The sequence below is a fragment of the Pseudarthrobacter enclensis genome, assembly GCF_030811655.1.
GTDB classification, from domain to species: domain Bacteria; phylum Actinomycetota; class Actinomycetes; order Actinomycetales; family Micrococcaceae; genus Arthrobacter; species Arthrobacter enclensis_A.
Window position 1 is genome coordinate 1 of the sequence record NZ_JAUSRE010000012.1, and the last position, 17,366, is coordinate 17,366.

At 63.3% G+C, this 17,366-nt stretch carries 16 protein-coding genes and 1 other RNA gene; 16 read left to right on the forward strand and 1 reads right to left on the reverse strand.

Translation table 11 applies throughout. From position 1 onward, the window contains the following. The coding region (locus J2X98_RS12370) for a GH25 family lysozyme (protein ID WP_307308758.1) at positions 1 to 1,358 on the reverse strand (1,358 nt) is incomplete at its 3' end. Between the two features lie 726 nt (positions 1,359 to 2,084). On the opposite strand from J2X98_RS12370, the gene J2X98_RS12375 reads away from it, so the two are divergent. The 16 genes from J2X98_RS12375 (at position 2,085) to J2X98_RS12450 (ending at position 17,355) form a co-directional block, all read left to right on the forward strand. Next, positions 2,085 to 3,308 (forward strand): CpaF family protein, encoded by a 1,224-nt coding sequence (locus J2X98_RS12375; protein WP_307308507.1) that lies wholly within the window; start codon positions 2,085 to 2,087, stop codon positions 3,306 to 3,308. Then, positions 3,305 to 4,162, forward strand: a complete 858-nt coding sequence (locus tag J2X98_RS12380) for a type II secretion system F family protein (protein ID WP_307308510.1) — start codon at positions 3,305 to 3,307, stop codon at positions 4,160 to 4,162. The genes J2X98_RS12375 and J2X98_RS12380 overlap by 4 nt, the downstream gene beginning before the upstream one ends. Beyond that, a complete protein-coding gene (locus J2X98_RS12385; protein WP_307308513.1) occupies positions 4,159 to 5,100 on the forward strand; it encodes a type II secretion system F family protein in 942 nt (313 codons plus the stop codon). The genes J2X98_RS12380 and J2X98_RS12385 overlap by 4 nt, the downstream gene beginning before the upstream one ends. A gap of 70 nt (positions 5,101 to 5,170) precedes the next feature. Then, entirely contained in the window at positions 5,171 to 5,473 is a 303-nt protein-coding gene (locus J2X98_RS12390) for a hypothetical protein (RefSeq protein WP_373460878.1), read from the forward strand. Positions 5,474 to 5,500: 27 nt separating this feature from the next. After that, the gene (locus tag J2X98_RS12395) at positions 5,501 to 5,914 is read left to right on the forward strand and encodes a TadE family protein (RefSeq protein ID WP_307308760.1); all 414 of its coding nucleotides are present in this window, start codon (positions 5,501 to 5,503) and stop codon (positions 5,912 to 5,914) included. After that, on the forward strand, positions 5,895 to 6,509 hold the full coding sequence (locus J2X98_RS12400) for a hypothetical protein (protein WP_307308518.1): 615 nt from the start codon (positions 5,895 to 5,897) through the stop codon (positions 6,507 to 6,509). Before J2X98_RS12395 ends, J2X98_RS12400 begins: the two co-directional genes overlap by 20 nt. Then, entirely contained in the window at positions 6,506 to 6,952 is a 447-nt protein-coding gene (locus J2X98_RS12405; protein ID WP_307308522.1) for a pilus assembly protein TadG-related protein, read from the forward strand. Before J2X98_RS12400 ends, J2X98_RS12405 begins: the two co-directional genes overlap by 4 nt. Before the next feature lie 44 nt (positions 6,953 to 6,996). Further along, on the forward strand, positions 6,997 to 8,112 hold the full coding sequence (prfB, locus tag J2X98_RS12410; protein WP_141942209.1) for a peptide chain release factor 2: 1,116 nt from the start codon (positions 6,997 to 6,999) through the stop codon (positions 8,110 to 8,112). 185 nt (positions 8,113 to 8,297) lie between these two features. Next, positions 8,298 to 9,086 (forward strand): cell division ATP-binding protein FtsE, encoded by a 789-nt coding sequence (ftsE, locus tag J2X98_RS12415; protein WP_307308526.1) that lies wholly within the window; start codon positions 8,298 to 8,300, stop codon positions 9,084 to 9,086. Continuing rightward, positions 9,083 to 9,997: a permease-like cell division protein FtsX gene (gene ftsX / locus J2X98_RS12420; protein WP_141942205.1), complete on the forward strand. Its 915-nt coding sequence runs from the start codon at positions 9,083 to 9,085 to the stop codon at positions 9,995 to 9,997. The genes ftsE and ftsX overlap by 4 nt, the downstream gene beginning before the upstream one ends. Positions 9,998 to 10,024: 27 nt before the next feature. Next, positions 10,025 to 11,455 (forward strand): M23 family metallopeptidase, encoded by a 1,431-nt coding sequence (locus J2X98_RS12425; protein ID WP_307308532.1) that lies wholly within the window; start codon positions 10,025 to 10,027, stop codon positions 11,453 to 11,455. 81 nt (positions 11,456 to 11,536) lie between these two features. Beyond that, positions 11,537 to 12,010, forward strand: coding sequence for an SsrA-binding protein SmpB (smpB, locus tag J2X98_RS12430; RefSeq protein ID WP_141942201.1), 474 nt, complete (start codon positions 11,537 to 11,539; stop codon positions 12,008 to 12,010). Positions 12,011 to 12,083: 73 nt separating this feature from the next. Further along, positions 12,084 to 12,452: a transfer-messenger RNA gene (gene ssrA, locus J2X98_RS12435) on the forward strand. Between the two features lie 150 nt (positions 12,453 to 12,602). Next, positions 12,603 to 13,058 carry a pyridoxamine 5'-phosphate oxidase family protein gene (locus J2X98_RS12440; RefSeq protein ID WP_141942199.1) on the forward strand — a complete coding sequence of 152 codons (456 nt, stop codon included), beginning with the start codon at positions 12,603 to 12,605 and terminating at the stop codon, positions 13,056 to 13,058. 89 nt (positions 13,059 to 13,147) lie between these two features. Then, entirely contained in the window at positions 13,148 to 16,333 is a 3,186-nt protein-coding gene (locus J2X98_RS12445) for an HAD-IA family hydrolase (protein ID WP_307308536.1), read from the forward strand. Next, on the forward strand, positions 16,330 to 17,355 hold the full coding sequence (locus tag J2X98_RS12450) for an ATP-dependent 6-phosphofructokinase (RefSeq protein ID WP_141942196.1): 1,026 nt from the start codon (positions 16,330 to 16,332) through the stop codon (positions 17,353 to 17,355). Before J2X98_RS12445 ends, J2X98_RS12450 begins: the two co-directional genes overlap by 4 nt. The last annotated feature ends 11 nt before the right edge of the window (positions 17,356 to 17,366 follow it).

The following is a 17,366-nucleotide window of genomic DNA, read 5'->3' on the forward strand; positions in this document are numbered from 1 at the left end:
GCGTCGCGGACGGGTCCGTTGGGGGAGACCTGGGCTCCGGTAGCGGTGGACCAGATGACGGCTCCGTTTTGGAAGTTCTGGTAGCAGCCGCCGTCTTTCAGTCCGCAGGTTACCGGTCCGGTCGGGTAGCCCAGGGTGCCTCCCTCGAAGCCGCTGGCCTGCCAGGCGTCGCGGACGGGTCCGTTGGGGGAGACCTGGGCTCCGGTAGCGGTGGACCAGATGACGGCTCCGTTTTGGAAGTTCTGGTAGCAGCCGCCGTCCTTCAGTCCGCAGATCTGGGACGACGTCGGGTAGCCCAGGGCGCCTCCCTCGAAACCGCTGGCCTGCCAGGCGTCGCGGATGGGTCCGTTGGTGGAGACCTGGGCTCCGGTAGCGGTGGACCAGATGATGGCTCCGTTTTGGAAGTTCTGGTAGCAGCCGCCGTTCTTCAGCCCGCAGGTTTGATCTGAGGTGGGGTAGCCAAGGACGCCTCCCTCGAAACCGGAGGCTTTCCAGGCGTCACGGATAGACCCGTTTGGAGAGGCATGGGCGCCAGTGGCGGAAGACCATACGATCGCTCCACTGTCGAAATTCTGGTAGCAGCCACCGTCACGTAGACCACAAATTATTGAAGTTGTAGGCGATCCCAGACCCGGAGTCTGCATCTGGACGCTGCTTATGGCCTGGTTGGCGGCCGCCGGCACCCCGGCTGCGGCGAAGGCCTGGAGCCCGGCATAATCCCCGTTCCAGACGTTCGAGTCGCCAGCGAAAGGCCCGGTGCTGCTGTACTGCCAGATGCTGTAGGTGCCCCAGCTCGCTGGTACCGCGCCGGCGTCGTTGCTCGGGGACCCTGGGTACGCTGCTACCCAAAGCGGGTAGTCGCTGAAGGCTGTCTGGTTGCCCAGGCACTGGTTCCACCAGCTGGTGTTGGTGTAGATGGCCGGGAGCCGCCCAGTCAGTGACAGCATTGTGTTGCCGAAGTCCTGCACCCAGGAAGACAATTGGTCTGCCGACATGTTGTAGCAGGTGTTGCCGAAGTAGAAACCGTTGATGGTCCGGCCCTCGTAGGGGTTGAATTCGAAGTCAAGAACCGGGGGCATCGTGTAGCCGTCCGCAGTCCAGCCGCCGCCATTCTGCACGAAGTAGCGGGCCTGGTCTGCTCCGGAGGACCAGTTCGGGATGGCAAAGTGGTAGGCGCCGCGGATCATGCCCACGTTTCGCGAACCTTGGTACTGGGAGCTGAACTGGTCATTGGTGAAGTAGTTGCCTTCTGATGCCTTCACATACGCGAATCTGGCGCCCATGTTCCATTGCTGCTGCCAGTCGACATTGGTCTGGTAGGCGCTGACGTCAAGTCCCTGCACACCGAACGTCGGCATCCAGGTTCCCTGCGTCGTCAGTGACTCCGCGCTAAGGCGTTTCACGCCCGTAGTATTCGCGGAAGCCGTCACCCGGGCTGAGCGCTGACCCATCTCGGCACCCTTGCCGACGGCCTCGGCCATGGTCTGGGACGCTGACGGGGACGGAGATGGCGCCGCGCTTGGCTTAGGGGTGGTCGTTGCCGTTGCCGTCGCCGTTGCCTGGGCAGTCGTCGGTGGCGGCGTAGCCGCGGGCTGCGACGTCGGCGCAGTAGCCGAAGGTGACGGCGACGGGCTGGAATCGGTGGCGAAGGCGACCCCGCTCAGACCCGGGCCTGCCAACAAGGAGCCCACGAGGGCGAGGAGCCCGAAGAATTTCAGGGCTGGGCGACGGGACTGAGACAGGTTCCGCTTCATATTTGCTCCGGAGACATTGCGGCGCTCCCCCAAGCGCCCCTTTGGATACTGCTCAGGTGTTTCCCCCAGGAAGCCACCTGATAGTGCTATTTCGATAAACAACGCGCTCACCTTAGCACCGGTGTTACTGGGGGAACTAGTGGTTCTGGTGTTACTTATGTGAATCTTGCGGGGCTCCCTGCTGAATCCTCACACCAACTGGTGGGAATCTTGAGGTTGTTCGTTTATCCACAAACGGGCTGGATGACTTGTTGTGGCGATGCCCCTCTCCCTAGGCTGTAACCCAGTCGCACTGCCTCCATCGGGGGCGGCCGTTGTATGGGGGAACATATGGATGCGCTGGAAATTGTCGAGGACGAAGTCCGCGAACTTATCCGCCGGCGAGGGCTGGACCCGCTCACGCAGGCCGGCGAGGTTCGACGCCTGGTCGAAGCCGTGGTCTCCGACTATGACGAACGCACGCTGGTGGGTCCGCTGCCGCCCCTTGGTCCTCTTGACGCCGCGCGCCGATTCCTCTTTGACGCCGTCGCAGGTTTCGGCGTGCTCCAACCTCTGCTTGATGATCCATCCGTCGAAGAAATTTGGCTGAATGCCCCCAACGAAATCTTCGTGGCACGTAATGGCGAGTCAGAACTGACGTCTTTGACTCTCTCCGAACAGCAGGTGCGTGATCTCGTGGAGCGCATGCTTAAGAGCTCGGGAAGACGGCTCGACATGTCGTCGCCCTTTGTAGACGCTGCGCTTCCCGACGGGTCCAGGCTCCACGTCGTCATTCCGGACGTTACGCGCCGCCACTGGGCAGTGAATATCAGGAAATTCGTTGTCAGGGCGAGCCGTCTGGAGCATCTCGTAGAACTCGGCACCCTCACCGCACACGCTGCTCGTTTCCTCGGCGCGGCCGTAGCAAGCGGCCTCAACATACTCGTCTCAGGCGCAACCCAGGCAGGCAAGACGACCATGCTGAACTGCCTGGCGGCCGATATTGGAAGCAGGGAACGTGTCATTACGGTCGAGGAAATCTTTGAGTTGCAGTTTCCGCTCCGCGACGTTGTAGGACTTCAGTGTCGTCAACCAAACCTTGAAGGTGAGGGGGAAATCCCACTTCGCCGGCTGGTCAAGGAGGCATTGCGAATGCGTCCGGACCGCCTGGTAGTTGGGGAGGTACGGGAAGCCGAAAGCCTGGACATGCTCATTGCGCTCAACAGCGGCCTTCCCGGAATGTGCACCGTCCACGCCAATTCGGCGTACGACGCCGTGACTAAAATCTGCACACTTCCGCTTTTGGCCGGGGACAACATCTCAAGTGCGTTCGTGGTCCCGACTGTTGCGTCGTGCATAGATCTCGTGGTGCATTGCAGCAGGCATGGTGACGGCCGGCGCCTAGTAACCCAAATCCTGTCGCTGGGTCGCCGCGTGGAAAACGGCGTGATCGAGTCATCGCTGGTCTTTGCCCTGGAGGACGGTGTTCTGCAGGCCCGGGCGAACGCGATGCCCGCTGCCGAGAAATTTTCGCAGGCAGGGTACGACGTTTCGGCACTGCTGGATCCGCGATGATCACCGCGCTGGCCGGAACAGTGGGGGGCGTTGGCTTCTTCCTCATCTGGTGGTCCTGCTGGGAGACCCCTGCCCGCGGAGACCGGGAACGTAAGCCTGGTCGCCTGGCTGACCTGCTCGCTGCCGCGGGCGTGGACAAGGTATCGCCCCGGGGTTTGGCCGGTACGTGCCTGGGGCTTGGTATTTTCGTGGCACTCGTCTTCTACGCCCTCAGCCGGTCTTGGCCGATAGCCGGTTGCTTCAGCCTTTTTGGAGCCTGGCTGCCGATCACAATTCTCCGCTGGCGGGCCAAAAAGAGGATGGCCATGCTGCGCCAACTCTGGCCTGATGTTGTGGACCATCTCCGGTCGGCGATCCGTGCAGGGCTTCCAATGCCGGAGGCCCTTATCCAGCTCGGAGATAAAGGACCTGAGGAACTGCGGCCGGTGTTCCGCGAGTTTGGTGCCGACTACCGTGCGGGAGGCCAGTTTGACGGTTCTCTCAACGAGCTGAAGCAGCGGCTCGCTGATCCGGTTGCCGACCGTATCATCGAGGCGCTCCGGCTGACGCGGGAAGTTGGGGGCTCGGACCTCGGGAAGCTTCTTGGTACTCTGGCCGAATTCCTGCGCGAGAACGCCCGGACACGCAGTGAGCTTGAAGCCCGGCAGTCCTGGACAATCAACGCAGCCAGGCTTGCCGTCGCTGCGCCCTGGATCGTCATGCTTCTTCTTGCAACCAGGCCGGAAGCAATCCAGGCCTACAACACGCCTGTGGGGGCTGTGGTTCTGCTGGGCGGTTTGGTGGTCTCGCTGATCTGCTACACGGTCATGCTGAAGATCGGGGCCCTACCGCAGGATGAAAGGGTCCTCCGATGATGGTCATGTCCCCAGGAGCTGTAATCTGCGGTGTAGGTCTTGGACTCGGTTTATGGCTTGTCATCTTCCGTTCACCGCCGATGCGCCCCATGACGCTTTCAGAGCGGATTGAGCCCCAGCTGAAATCACAGAACCTGGAATCGCGGCTCCTGCGCACCAGTGAGCAGAACCTGACACCCTTCGGCCCCCTCGAGCGCATCCTTCGTCCCGTCTTCCAGGAGTGGCGGTCGGCCCTGGGCAAGTTCAACCCTTCTCCTGGCGCAACGGGCCGGAGGCTGGCACAGGCGGGCTTCAATAAATCGCCCATCGACTTTCGCGCAGAGCAATTGCTTTGGGCAGCGGGCGGATTCATCCTCTCGCTGATCTTTATCCTTCTTGGAGCAGCAGCGGGCAGGGTCAGCCCGATCATTTCGGCCGTGATAGTCATCGGCAGCGCTGCAGGAGGGTTTGTACTCCGGGACTACTGGCTGGGTGTCCAGGTGCGTCGGCGCGAAACCAGGATGATGGCAGAGTTTCCCAGCCTTGCCGAGTTGATGGCACTCGCTGTGGGTGCAGGGGAGAGCGCTGCAGGGGCTTTGGACCGCGTCTGCAGGAGCGCGAACGGCGAACTGTCCCGGGAATTCTCGAGAATCCTCACAGAGACAAGGGCCGGCAAACCCTTGGTCCTGGCACTGCAGGAATTTTCCGCGCGCACCGACCTTGCGCCGTTGGTCCGGTTCATGGACGGAATCATTGTCGCGGTCGAGCGAGGGACACCACTGGCCGACGTACTCCGTGCACAGGCGCAGGACGTCCGCGATACGGCCAAGCGCGACCTGATGGAGGCCGCAGGAAAGAAGGAAATCGCCATGATGGTGCCCCTGGTTTTCGGAGTGCTTCCCCTGACCGTCGTGTTTGCGGTCTTCCCGGGCCTCGCCGCAATCAACCTGGGGTTCTGATGGAAGCAAGAACCGAAATTTCGACTCGACGACTTCAAATCCCCTTCAAGGAACAGGAATAGGACGCAAGATGAAAAACATGGGAACCCGCTGTGCGATGCTGCTTCTTGGCCTTGGGATGCTGTTGCAGGTAGGGATGACCCGGTCGGTTCGGCCTTCGCGTATGCAAGGCGGCATCACACAGAGCCGCGGGAGGCGGAATGCCGGCCAATCCACGTGGCCGGCCCCGAATGACGACCGGGAGCGGGGCGACGTGCCGGGCTGGGTGATGATAACCCTGATGTCAGCGGTGCTGGTGGCAGCACTGCTGGCTCTCGCCGGCCCCGCCCTGGAGGCCATGTTCAACCAGGCCATGGACAAAGTGGGGAACTGACCCGTGAGCTCCGCTCAGGGGTCGAAGGTGCATCCGCGCCTGCACCTCGGCGTGGCGCCGGAGTTGTCCCGGCCGGGGGAGCGGGGGGCAGCGGTCGTGGACTTCGTTCTGGTTGGCGGACTGCTGACGATGTTCTTCCTTGCCATCATGCAGCTGACCCTCGTCTTGCACGTCCGGAACACCCTCATCGATGCTGCGGCATCGGGTGCCCGGTACGGAACACTTGCTGACAGGAACGCCTCCGATGCTGAAGAACGAACCCGAAGCCTCATAAGCGTGGCCCTCAACCCGGGCTTCGCGGAACGGGTCAGTACCCGGGAGGTGAACGTCCACGGCATGCGCACCCTGGAAGTTACAGTGCGCTCTCCCATGCCCGTCATCGGTCTGATCGGGCCGCGGGACATGTTGGAGGTGAAGGGGCATGCGGCTGTCCAGCCCTGATTCGCGCGGCTTCAACCCGCTGCCCGGTTCCACGCTTTACGTTCGCTTCAAGATCCGCCTCTCCGGCGCGCTGTGCCGCGAAACGGAGACGGACTTCGACCCGGATACGGGGACGAACCAGGGGCCGGCGCGACGTGCCGTGCGCGGGGACATCCACCGCGGGCAGCAGACGGCGCAGCAGGGCTCCGGGCTTGAAGAGGGGAGTGCCATTGTGGAGTTTACGTTCCTGGCACTTCTGCTCATGGTCCCGCTGGTGTACTTCGTCATCACGGTCAGCCAGATCCAAGGTGGCTCCTTCGCGGTGGTGGGCGCTGCAGACCAGGCGGCCAAGGTCTACATTGTCCAACCCGATGCCGCCACCGCCCAAGCTGCTGCAGAGCGGGCCGTGGCCCTGGCCCTTTCCGATTTCGGGCACCAACCGAACCGGGCCAGCGTGACCACGTCCTGCAATCCAGCCGACTGCCAGGCGGCGGGCAGCACGGTAACGGTGAACGTCAGCCTCCGCGTCGCGCTGCCGTTCATGCCATTTGCTGAAGGATTGTCTGCCACAGAGGTCACCGCTTCTTCCACGCAACTGGTGGGCCGTTACCGGTGAGGCGCGACGAACGGGACGAAAGCGGCCAGTTGATGGTGATGATCCTGGGTTACGTGGTTTTGGCGCTGTTGGTCGCCACGGTCGTTGTAGGCATTTCCGCCGTATATCTGGAGCACAAACGGCTGCTGTCCCTGGCGGACGGAGCTTCCCTTGCCGCGGCAGACAGCTACACCCTGGGCGAAGTCGCAACACAGGGCGGAAGCCCTTCAGCCGTGCTTAACCCCGCGCGGATCCGGAATGTGGCTGCCGATTTCGTTGCCCGAAGTCCTGCATCCCAGCGTTTTTCGGACCTTGCCGTCACGGGAGCGACGGGGACGCCGGACGGCTCCACCGCCGTCGTGGTCCTCAGCGCGGCCGTGCATCCGCCGGTGGTCAACTTCCTCATTCCAGACGGCATCCGGATCGAGGCGACGTCAATAGCCCGCTCCCGGTTGACGCGATAGCCGCACCGGGGCAGTATGCGCCGATAGCGTAGGCTTAAACGACCATGGCCAATATTGATTTTTCCGCTGAAATCCGCGCGCTCCGCGCCACCTACGAGTCCATCGAACGCGTGACCGACATCGAAGCGCTCAAGGAGGACATCGCCGAACTCAGCGAACGGGCAGGGGAGCCGGATCTTTGGGACGATCCTGCCGCGGCCCAGAAAATCACTTCCCGGCTGTCCCATCGCCAGTCGGAGCTTGAGCGCCTCACCAACCTCCAGTCCCGGATTGACGACCTCGAAGTGCTGGTGGAACTCGGCCAGGACGAGGACGACGCCGACTCGATGGGGGAGGCCGCGGCCGAACTCGAATCCATCAAGAAGGCCCTCAAGGACCTGGAAGTGGTCACCCTGCTGTCAGGGGAATATGACGAGCGCGAAGCCGTGGTCTCCATCCGTGCGGGAGCCGGCGGAGTCGATGCAGCAGATTTCGCCGAAATGCTGATGCGCATGTACCTCCGTTGGGCCGAGCGTCACGGTTACCCCACGACGGTTATGGACACCTCGTACGCGGAGGAGGCCGGCCTGAAATCGGCCACGTTCGAGGTCAAGGCGCCGTACGCCTACGGCACCCTCAGCGTTGAAGCAGGAACCCACCGACTGGTCCGGATCAGCCCGTTCGACAACCAGGGCCGGCGCCAGACGTCGTTCGCAGCAGTGGAAGTCATCCCGCTGATCGAACAGACTGACTCCATCGACATCCCGGACAACGAAATCAGGGTCGATGTATTCCGTTCGTCGGGCCCCGGCGGTCAGTCGGTTAACACCACCGACTCCGCGGTGCGCCTCACCCACATTCCTACCGGCACCGTCGTGTCGATGCAGAACGAGAAGTCACAGCTCCAAAACCGGGCCGCGGCTATGCGCGTGCTGCAATCCCGGCTCCTCCTGCTCAAGAAAGAACAGGAAGACGCGGAGAAGAAGGCCCTGGCCGGGGACGTCAAAGCCTCCTGGGGCGACCAGATGCGTTCCTACGTCCTCAACCCGTACCAGATGGTGAAGGACCTGCGCACGGAACACGAAGTGGGCAACACGTCGGCAGTGTTCGACGGCGAGATCGACGACTTCATCGACGCCGGCATCCGCTGGCGTACTGATAACCGCAACGCCGAAAAGTAGCAGGCCGGCCCGCAGGTCGCCATCGGATCCGGCGACACGCCCCGGAAAGCCCGGCCAACCCCGGGCTGTCCTGCGTATAGTCGAGGGGCCGGGGCCCTACCTTCCCCCAACGAAAACCCGTGCACCGGCTGCAGAACTGGGCTGCGTCAGAAGGATCAGTCCTGCCCTGCAGGGTACTTAGGGCCATGATCCGATTCGAAAATGTCACCAAGGTATACGACCAGAAAGCCCGTCCGGCACTGGACTCCGTCAACCTTGAGATTGACCGCGGCGAATTCGCCTTCCTTGTCGGCGCGTCCGGCTCCGGAAAGTCAACCTTCCTGCGACTGGTGCTGAAGGAAGACCGTGCCACCTCGGGGGCGGTCTACGTCGCAGGCCAGAACGTCGCCAAAATCTCCAGTTGGCGGGTCCCGCGCCTCCGCCGCGGCATCGGCGTCGTCTTCCAGGACTTCCGCCTCCTGCCCCAAAAGAATGTGTTCGCCAACGTCGCGTTTGCCATGCAGGTCATCGGCAAGAGCCGCAGCGTCATCCGCGACACCGTCCCCGAGGTGCTCAAGACGGTAGGCCTCGAGGGCAAGGAACACCGCATGCCGCACGAACTCTCCGGCGGCGAGCAGCAGCGCGTGGCCATCGCCCGCGCGGTGGTCAACCGCCCGGGAATCCTCCTCGCGGACGAGCCCACCGGAAACCTGGACCCCACTACGTCTATGGGAATCATGGGCGTGCTGGACAAGATCAACCAAAACGGAACCACCGTGGTGATGGCCACGCACGATGACGACATCGTCAACGAGATGCGCAAACGGGTGGTCGAACTAAAGAACGGAGTGGTGATCCGCGACGAAGCCAAGGCTCTCTACACGTCGATGATTCCCGTCGTCGGACAATCGCGGCGCCTCAAGGATGCCAGTGGCCGGGAAGCGCCCGACGCCGGCCTGCCGGGCAACCGTGCCGAAGGCGAGGCCCAGCAGTGAGGCTCGCATTCATTCTTTCCGAGATCGGCAGCGGCCTGCGCCGCAACCTCTCCATGGTGGTCTCAGTCATCCTGGTGACCTTCGTGTCCCTGACGTTCGTGGGCGCGGCCGGCATGCTGCAAATGCAGATCAACCAAATGAAGGGCTACTGGTACGACAAGGTCCAGGTGGCCATCTTCCTCTGCAGCGACGGCTCGACGGCGCCGGGGTGCGCTTCAGGGCCCGTCACTCCGGAGCAGCAAAAGGGCCTGAACGCGCTCCTGGAATCCCCGGCCGTGGCGCAGTACATCAACGACTTCCAGTTCGAGTCCAAGGATGAGGCCTACAAGCACTTCAAGGACCAGTTCTCCAACTCACCCATCGTCGATTCGGTAACGCCGGACCAGCTGCCTGCATCCTTCCGGATCAACATGAAGGACCCGGAAAAGTACCAGATCATCAGCGAGACTTTCTCCTCCCAGCCGGGGGTGGAAACCGTGATTGACCAGCGCCAGCTGCTCGAACGCCTCTTCTCCGTAATGAACGGCGCGTCGCTGGTGGCAGTAGGCATCGCCGGCGTCATGATCGTCTGCGCCATTCTTCTGATTGCCACCACCATCCGCCTTTCCGCATTCAGCAGGCGCAGGGAAACCGGCATCATGCGTCTTGTCGGCGCCTCCAAGACCGTGATCCAGTTACCATTCATCCTGGAGGGCGTCATTGCGGCAGTGATTGGAGCTGCCCTGGCTTCGGGCACCCTGTGGGCAGTTGCGCAGTTCTTCCTGGGCGACTACATGTCCCGCCAGTATCCGGACACGGCCTTCATCTCATCCGGGCAGACGCTCATCCTCGCCCCGGCACTGCTGGTCCTTGGCGGATCCTTGGCAGGAATTTCGTCTCTCTTGACCTTACGCAGATATTTGCGCGTTTAGGCTGTGCACACCGACCAAGGAATGCCCATGAACGTAACCGATCAGAACCCGCCCCTTCCCCGGCGCAGCAACCGGCTGGCCGCTGCCCGCCGGTTGGGGATCGTCAGCGGCGTGCTCACCGTCCTCCTTTCCGCCGGCATGGCCATCGCCACCCCGGTCGCGTTCGCCGACGACCTGGATGACAAGCAGAAGGCGCTCGAGACCGAAGCCGCCCGCGTTCAGGCCTCGCTTGAGTTCGTCGATTCCAGGATTGCGAAGGCTGCCGGTGACCTGGTGATCTACCAGGGCCAGCTGCCGGGTGCGCAGCAGGACCTCCTTGACGCGCAGGGCCGCGTGGCCAGCGCGGTGAAGGAATCGGAAGCTCTTGCGGCACGCGTCGACATGGCGCAACAGAACAAGGCGAAGATCACCCAGCAGCTGGAAGCGGACAAGCAGAAGATCGCCGACACCAAGAAGCTGATTGGGCAGATAGCCACCCAGGCCTACAAGTCCGGCGGAGTCCCTTCCAACTTGTCGCTCTTCTTCGGCTCGAACGGCGGCGGCAGCCTTACCGACACCATGGACCTGGCAGACCAGGCAATGCGCAGCCAAAACGCGGCCATGGACAAGCTCAACCAGCAGAACGCCACCAACGTCAATTCCGAGGCGCGCCTCCAGGCAGTGGAAGCGGAAATCAAGGACCTCAAAGCCAAGGCTGACGCGGCCCTGGAACGGGAAAAGGCTGCCCGGGACGAAGCTGCGGCCAAAAAAGCCCAGGTTGACCAGCTGATCGCGGACACCACACGCCTTGACGCCGAACTGCAGGCAGCCAAGCCCGGCATCCAGGCGCAGCTTGCGGGCGTTCAGGCGAACCAGAACCAGGTGGCCAACGAAATCGCCGAACGCGACCGGAAAGCCCGCGAGGCCTGGGAAGCCGAACAGCGCAGGCAGGCAGAGGCTGCGGCAGCAGCTGCTGCTGCGGCAGCCGCGGCAGCCAACCGCCCGGCCCCGCCTGTCCAGCCGTACGTACCGCCTGCCGCGGGATCGCCGTCGGCCTTTGGCCTGCGCCACCCCTTCGACGGCAGCATCCCCATCACCTCCGGATTTGGCTACCGCCTCACTCCGCCGGGGACCATCGACTTCTACGGCACCGGCGGGTACATGCACACCGGCATCGATTTCGGCGCCGCCTGCGGCACCCCTGTCTACGCAGCTGCTGCCGGGGAAGTCTTCAGCTCCGGCTGGAACTCCGCCGACGGCGGCGGATGGCGCGTGAAGATCGACCATGGGGTGGTGCAGGGCAATACCCTGACCACCATCTACTACCACAACTCGAGCATCGTGGTTTCGAACGGCCAGCACGTCTCGCAGGGACAGCTGATCGCCTACTCGGGCAGCACCGGCAACTCCACCGGATGCCATGCCCACTTCGAGACATGGCTCAACGGCAAGGCCGTGGACCCCATGGGGCTGCTCTAGGGGGAACGCTGCTGCCGTAGACTGGTATAGCTCCGCGCCGCCGGGCGCGGAGAGTCCAACCTGACCCTGAGGAGTTGCCCCGTGCCTAAAGAAAGTGGCCGTAAGGTGGTGGCCACCAACCGCAAGGCCCGGCACGACTACCATGTGCTGGACACGTACGAGGCCGGCATCGCGCTGATGGGCACCGAGGTGAAGTCGCTGCGCGAGGGCCACGCTTCGATGGTGGACGGATTCTGCACGTTCTACAACGACGAACTGTGGATGGAAGCAATCCACATTCCGGAGTACAACCAGGGCAGCTGGACCAACCACGCCGCGCGCCGCCGCCGTAAGCTGCTGCTGCACCGCGAGGAACTCATTAAGATTTCCCGCAAGGTCCAGGAACCCGGTTACACCATCGTGCCGCTCCAGCTCTACTTTGTGGACGGTCGGGCCAAGGTGGAAATCGCCGTTGCCCGCGGCAAGCGCGAGTATGACAAGCGGCAGACTCTGCGGGAACAGCAGGACAACCGTGAGGCCCAGCGCGAGATGCGCGAGCGCAACCGCCGCCGCTAGGAATTATTTCGGAAGGGAGTGCGTTAGTATTGATAGTCCGGGAGGCTTGCCAGCCGGTTTGGTAACAAAATACGGGGATGATCGGTTTCGACGGTGTTAGTCGCGACAGGTGAAGCGGGCCGAGGATGCAGAATTATCTCGTAAACGCTTTCTGCAAACCAATAAGTGCCGAATCTAAGCGCACTGACTTCGCTCTTGCTGCCTAAGCAGTAAGACAGTCCGTCAGCCCGGGGTTGCTATCGCCCCGGATCCTGGCGTCATTTAGGTAGCCACTGCTGTTTGCTCCCGTCATCGGAGTAAACGGGACTTTTAGATGACTGGGCCCGGATCAGCCAGCTGTTTGCGGCATGGCTGGGGCCGAGAAAATCCGACGCAAACTGCGCCCGGAGAAGCCCTGACAACACGACATCGGACGGGGGTTCAATTCCCCCCATCTCCACCCTCGGACAAGGCCGGGGCATCCAAGCGGATGCCCCGGCCTTGCTCATGACACCCCGGTCCCGGACCGGGGTGTTTTTGTTTGCCGTCCCCAACAAAAGGCCGGGCCAAAATACTCTAGTGGGCCGCCCGGCAGCCAGGTACCGTCCACTCTATGCACAACGACCCGCCGCAAGCGCCCACCGAAGTCCTGGCTGCCGGCGCGTGCTGGGACTTGCTGCGCGGAGTGTCCGTGGGGCACCTCGCCGTCCTCGTGGACGGGTATCCGGAAGTCTTCCCGGTCAACTACAAGGTGGACCACGACACCGTCCTGTTCCGTACCGGAGAAGGTACCAAACTGCGCGCAGCCGGGGGACCACTCGCCGTCGCGCTTGAAGCCGATGGCCATGACGACGCCCAGGCATGGAGCGTCCTGGTGAAGGGCAAGGCCGTCATCCTGGAACCATCGGAAGAACTCCTGACCGGGGCCGGCCTCACGCTGTTCCCCTGGCAGTCCGGCGAGAAGAACCACTTTGTCCGGATCGTCCCAACGTCGGTATCAGGCAGACGCTTCACCATCACTTCCCCGCTGACCTGGTGGAACCACGTGGAGCACGGCGCTGCCGGCTAGACGCAGGTGACAGTGGCGCGGGAAAGGGGACGCGGCGGCCGGGCCCAACGGCCCTGTCCCGAATCACGGCTTGCTGGTACCACTGACCTATGATTGCGTCGCCAACCGCCGCCGCCGCCAAGCCACCGTTCGACGCCGTCATTTTCGACCTGGACGGGGTGGTGACCAACACGGCCCTGGTCCACCAGGCTGCGTGGAAAGACGCCTTCGAGCGGATCCTGAATGACCCGAGGGTTCCGGCTGGGGCCAACCGTGCGCCACTCAGCAGGGCTGACTACCTCTCCTTCATTGATGGCATGCCGCGGGAGGAAGGTGTGGTGCGCTTCCTCGCCGCCAGGGGAGTGGAGGTTGACAAGGGCAAGGAGACCGACGAGCCCGGTACCTGGACTGGTTTCGGGTTGGGCGCCTGGAAAAACGAGTTGTTCCTGCAACACCTGCGGAATGACGGCGTGGAAAGCTACCCCGGGACACTCAAGCTGCTGCAGAGGCTTGTTGCTGCGGGGGTGCCCACCGCCGTGGTCACCTCGAGCCGGAACGCGGCGTTGGTCCTGCAGGCGGCGGGCATCCACGATCTGTTCACGGCAGTGATGGATGGTACGACGGCGGCTGGGCTGGGTCTGCGCGGCAAGCCCGCGCCTGACGTCTTTCTTGCGGCGGCATCGCGGCTGGGGGTGGCTCCGTCACATGCCGTGGTGGTGGAGGATTCCGCGGCAGGCGTTGAGGCAGGACGGCGGGGCGGGTTCGGCATGGTCGTTGGAATTGACCGCACTGGCAACCGCCGGCAGCTCGAAGCCGCGGGCGCCGACAGTGTCCTGAACGACGTGGGCGAGCTGGATCTGGGACAGGTTATCGGCAACGCCTGGCACCTCGTCTACGAGGGTTTCGACGCAGTACACGAGGGGCACCGGGAAGCCTTGACCACCTTGGGCAACGGCTACATGGGGGTGAGGGGAGCGGCCCCCGAGGGCGGCCCGTTCAGCTACGCCGGCATGTACCTCGCTGGCGTCTACAACCGTGTCAGGGCGGAGGCTGCGGGTGAAGTGCTGTTGGAGGAGCACATGGTCAACGCCCCCGATTGCCTTCCACTTGATCTGAGGGTGGCGGGCCAGCGGTGGTGGTCGGAAGGTGGGCTGACCGTCGTCCGGGAGCGCAGGGTGCTGGATCTCAGGAGGGCGGTGCTGGAGCGCAGGCTCTTGTTGGAGGGCGGGGATGGCCGGCGCTTGGAAGTGGCGCAGATGCGCTTCGCGTCCATGGCCGAACCCCACCTGCTGGTCCTTGACACGGTTGTTACAGCACTTGGATGGAGTGGTGCCGTGGAGCTCCGCAGCGGGATTGATGCCGGGGTGCGCAACGCGAACCTGCCTGAACGTTCCCACGGCTCCGATGTCCACCTGAGCGACAGGACAACGTCGCATTGTTCGGTCCCGGGGCGGCCCCGGGACGCGATCTCCATCGTCGAGGTGGAAACCACCCAAAGCCTCATCCGCGTCGCCGCAGCTTATCGGACATATGTGTCCCAGGATGCAGCAAAATTCGAGGACGGCAGGAAAGGGTCCTTCCACTTCCGCACCGTGATGCTTTCCCTTGAGGCGGGCACGGCTGTACGGGTCACCAAGACGGTGGCAGTGGTGACCTCCCGCGACCGTGCCATCTCCTCTCCGGAGACTGGTGCCCGTGCGGTGCTGGAACGTACGGGCACGGACTTCGAAGCCATGCTGGCGGCGCACGAGGAGGCATGGCGACGTGAACTCCGGCCGTTCATGGTGGAGATCGACGCCCCGGTACAGGTTCGCCTGGTCCTCAACCTGCACATCTTTCATCTCCTGCAAACGCTGACACACCACACCGCTGAACTGGATGCCGGCGTTACCGCCCGCGGCCTGCACGGCGAGGGCTACCGCGGCCACGTCTTTTGGGACGAACTGTTCGTCCTGCCAGTACTAACGTCAAGGACGCCTGACATTGCCCGGTCCGTGATCGATTACAGATGGCGGAGGCTTCCGGCCGCCCGGGATGCTGCAAAGGCGCAGGGGATGGCGGGGGCAAAGTTCCCGTGGCAAAGTGGCAGCGACGGGACCGAGGAAACGCCGAAATGGCTGTACAACGAGAGATCCGGCAGGTGGGTCAGGGATCATTCGCACCTGCAGGTCCACTCCGGCCTGGCAGTAGCCTTCAACGCCTGGCAATACTTCCAGGCCACCGGGAACAAGATCTGGCTCCTTCAAAAAGGGGCCGAGCTGGTGATCGAGGTTGCCCGTTTCTTCCGCTCCCTGGCGGACTACGACCAACAGGACGGCCGGTACCATGTGCGTGGCGTGGTGGGGCCGGACGAGTACCATACCGGGTATCCCGGGCGCGACGCCCCAGGGCTGGACGACAACGCCTACACCAACGTCATGACGGCGTGGGTTTGCTCCCAGGCAGCGGGAATCGTGTCCTTCCTGCACGGCAGCGAACGCACAGGGCTTAAGGAACGACTTGGTATCACAGACGAGGAAACAGCCGGGTGGGTGCACATGGGGGCCGCCATGTACGTCCCCTTTCACAGCGACGGCATCATAAGCCAGTTCGAGGGCTACGGCGAACTAAAGGAGCTGGACTGGGAGCATTACCGGGACAAATACGGCGACATCGAACGACTGGACCTGATCCTTGAAGCCGAAGACGACGCAACCAACTGCTACAAGTTGGCCAAGCAGGCGGATGTCCTGATGCTGCCGTACCTCCTGGGGCACGAAGGGCTGATAACCATTCTTCAGCGGCTGCATTACGGCTTTACGCAGGAACAGCTCAACCGGACCATCGAGTACTATCTGGCCAGGACGGCCCACGGGTCAACGCTGAGCCGGGTTGCGCACGCGTCGGTCCTGGCGGCCCTTGACGCGGACCGGGCGTGGGACAGTTTTCGGGAAGCGCTCGACGCCGACCTTGACGATACCCAGCACGGCACCACTCGCTCGGGTATCCACCTGGGGGCGATGGGAGGAACCATTGACGTCGTGCAGCGCAGCTTTGCGGGCCTTCGCTTCAGCGGTGACACCATCCTGTTCGCCCCCAACCTGCCCACAGGGCTCCGTGCCGTTGCCTTCGAGGTCCTGTACCGCGGACACCTGCTGAGGGTCCATCTCAAGGGCCGGCACATGAGCATCGCCTCTGGCCCCGGTGACGCCGGTCCTATCAAGGTGCGGGTGCATGGACGCGACGTGGTTCTGCCACCCGGCCAGACCAGGCATTTCCCGCTGCCTGCGCAGGTGCCAGGGGTGCCGGCGCCGTGAAGCGGCTGGGAATCCTCACCAGCGGCGGCGACTGTCCGGGACTAAATGCAGTGATCCGGGGAGCCGTGCTGGGCGGGGACGTTAAGCACGGATACGAATTCCTCGGTTTCCTGGACGGGTGGCGGGGTGTCCTGGAACAGGATGTTGTTCCGCTGCCCCGGACAAGTGTCAGGGGGATTTCCCGGCTCGGCGGAACCATCCTGGGTACTTCCCGGACCAACCCGCTGGTCGGGAAAGGAATCGACGGTGTACGCGCCTGCTTTCAGCGCAACAGGCTGGAGGGCCTGATTGCCATTGGAGGGGAAGGGACGTTGGCCGCCGCCCGGGAACTGTGCAGACAAGGCATCAATGTGGTGGGGGTGCCCAAGACCATCGACAATGACCTCGGCGCGACGGACTACACGTTTGGCTTTGACTCTGCAGTGCAAACTGCCACGGAAGCAATAGACCGCCTGCGGACCACAGGCGAATCGCATCACCGGTGCATGGTCGCCGAAGTGATGGGCCGTAACGCAGGTTGGATAGCACTGCATTCGGGGATGGCCTCCGGCGCCCATGCCATCCTGATACCTGAGCATCCTGTGTCCCTGGACCAAATCTGCTCATGGGTTCTTTCCGCCCGTGACCGCGGCAGGGCGCCCCTTGTAGTGGTAGCCGAAGCCTTCGCACCAGAGGGTCACCCGGCGCCCTACGCACCACGTGGCCTTGATACCTTTGGCCGGCCGAGGCTGGGTGGCATTGGGCTGCTGCTTGAAGGAGAACTTCAATTGAGGTCCGGCATCGAAACCCGGGCGACCGTGCTGGGCCACATTCAGCGGGGCGGGGAACCCACGGCCTTTGACCGTGTGCTGGCCACCAGGCTGGGGCTTGCCGCCGTCGCATCCGCAGCTGCAGGCAGATGGGGCACCATGGTGGCACTGCGTGGCACGGACATCGTCAACGCCAACCTCGAGGAAGCGCTGGGAGAACTGAAGGTGGTCCCCGAGGCGCGCTACCAGGAGGCCGCCGTCCTGTTTGGGTAAGGCCGGTCGAG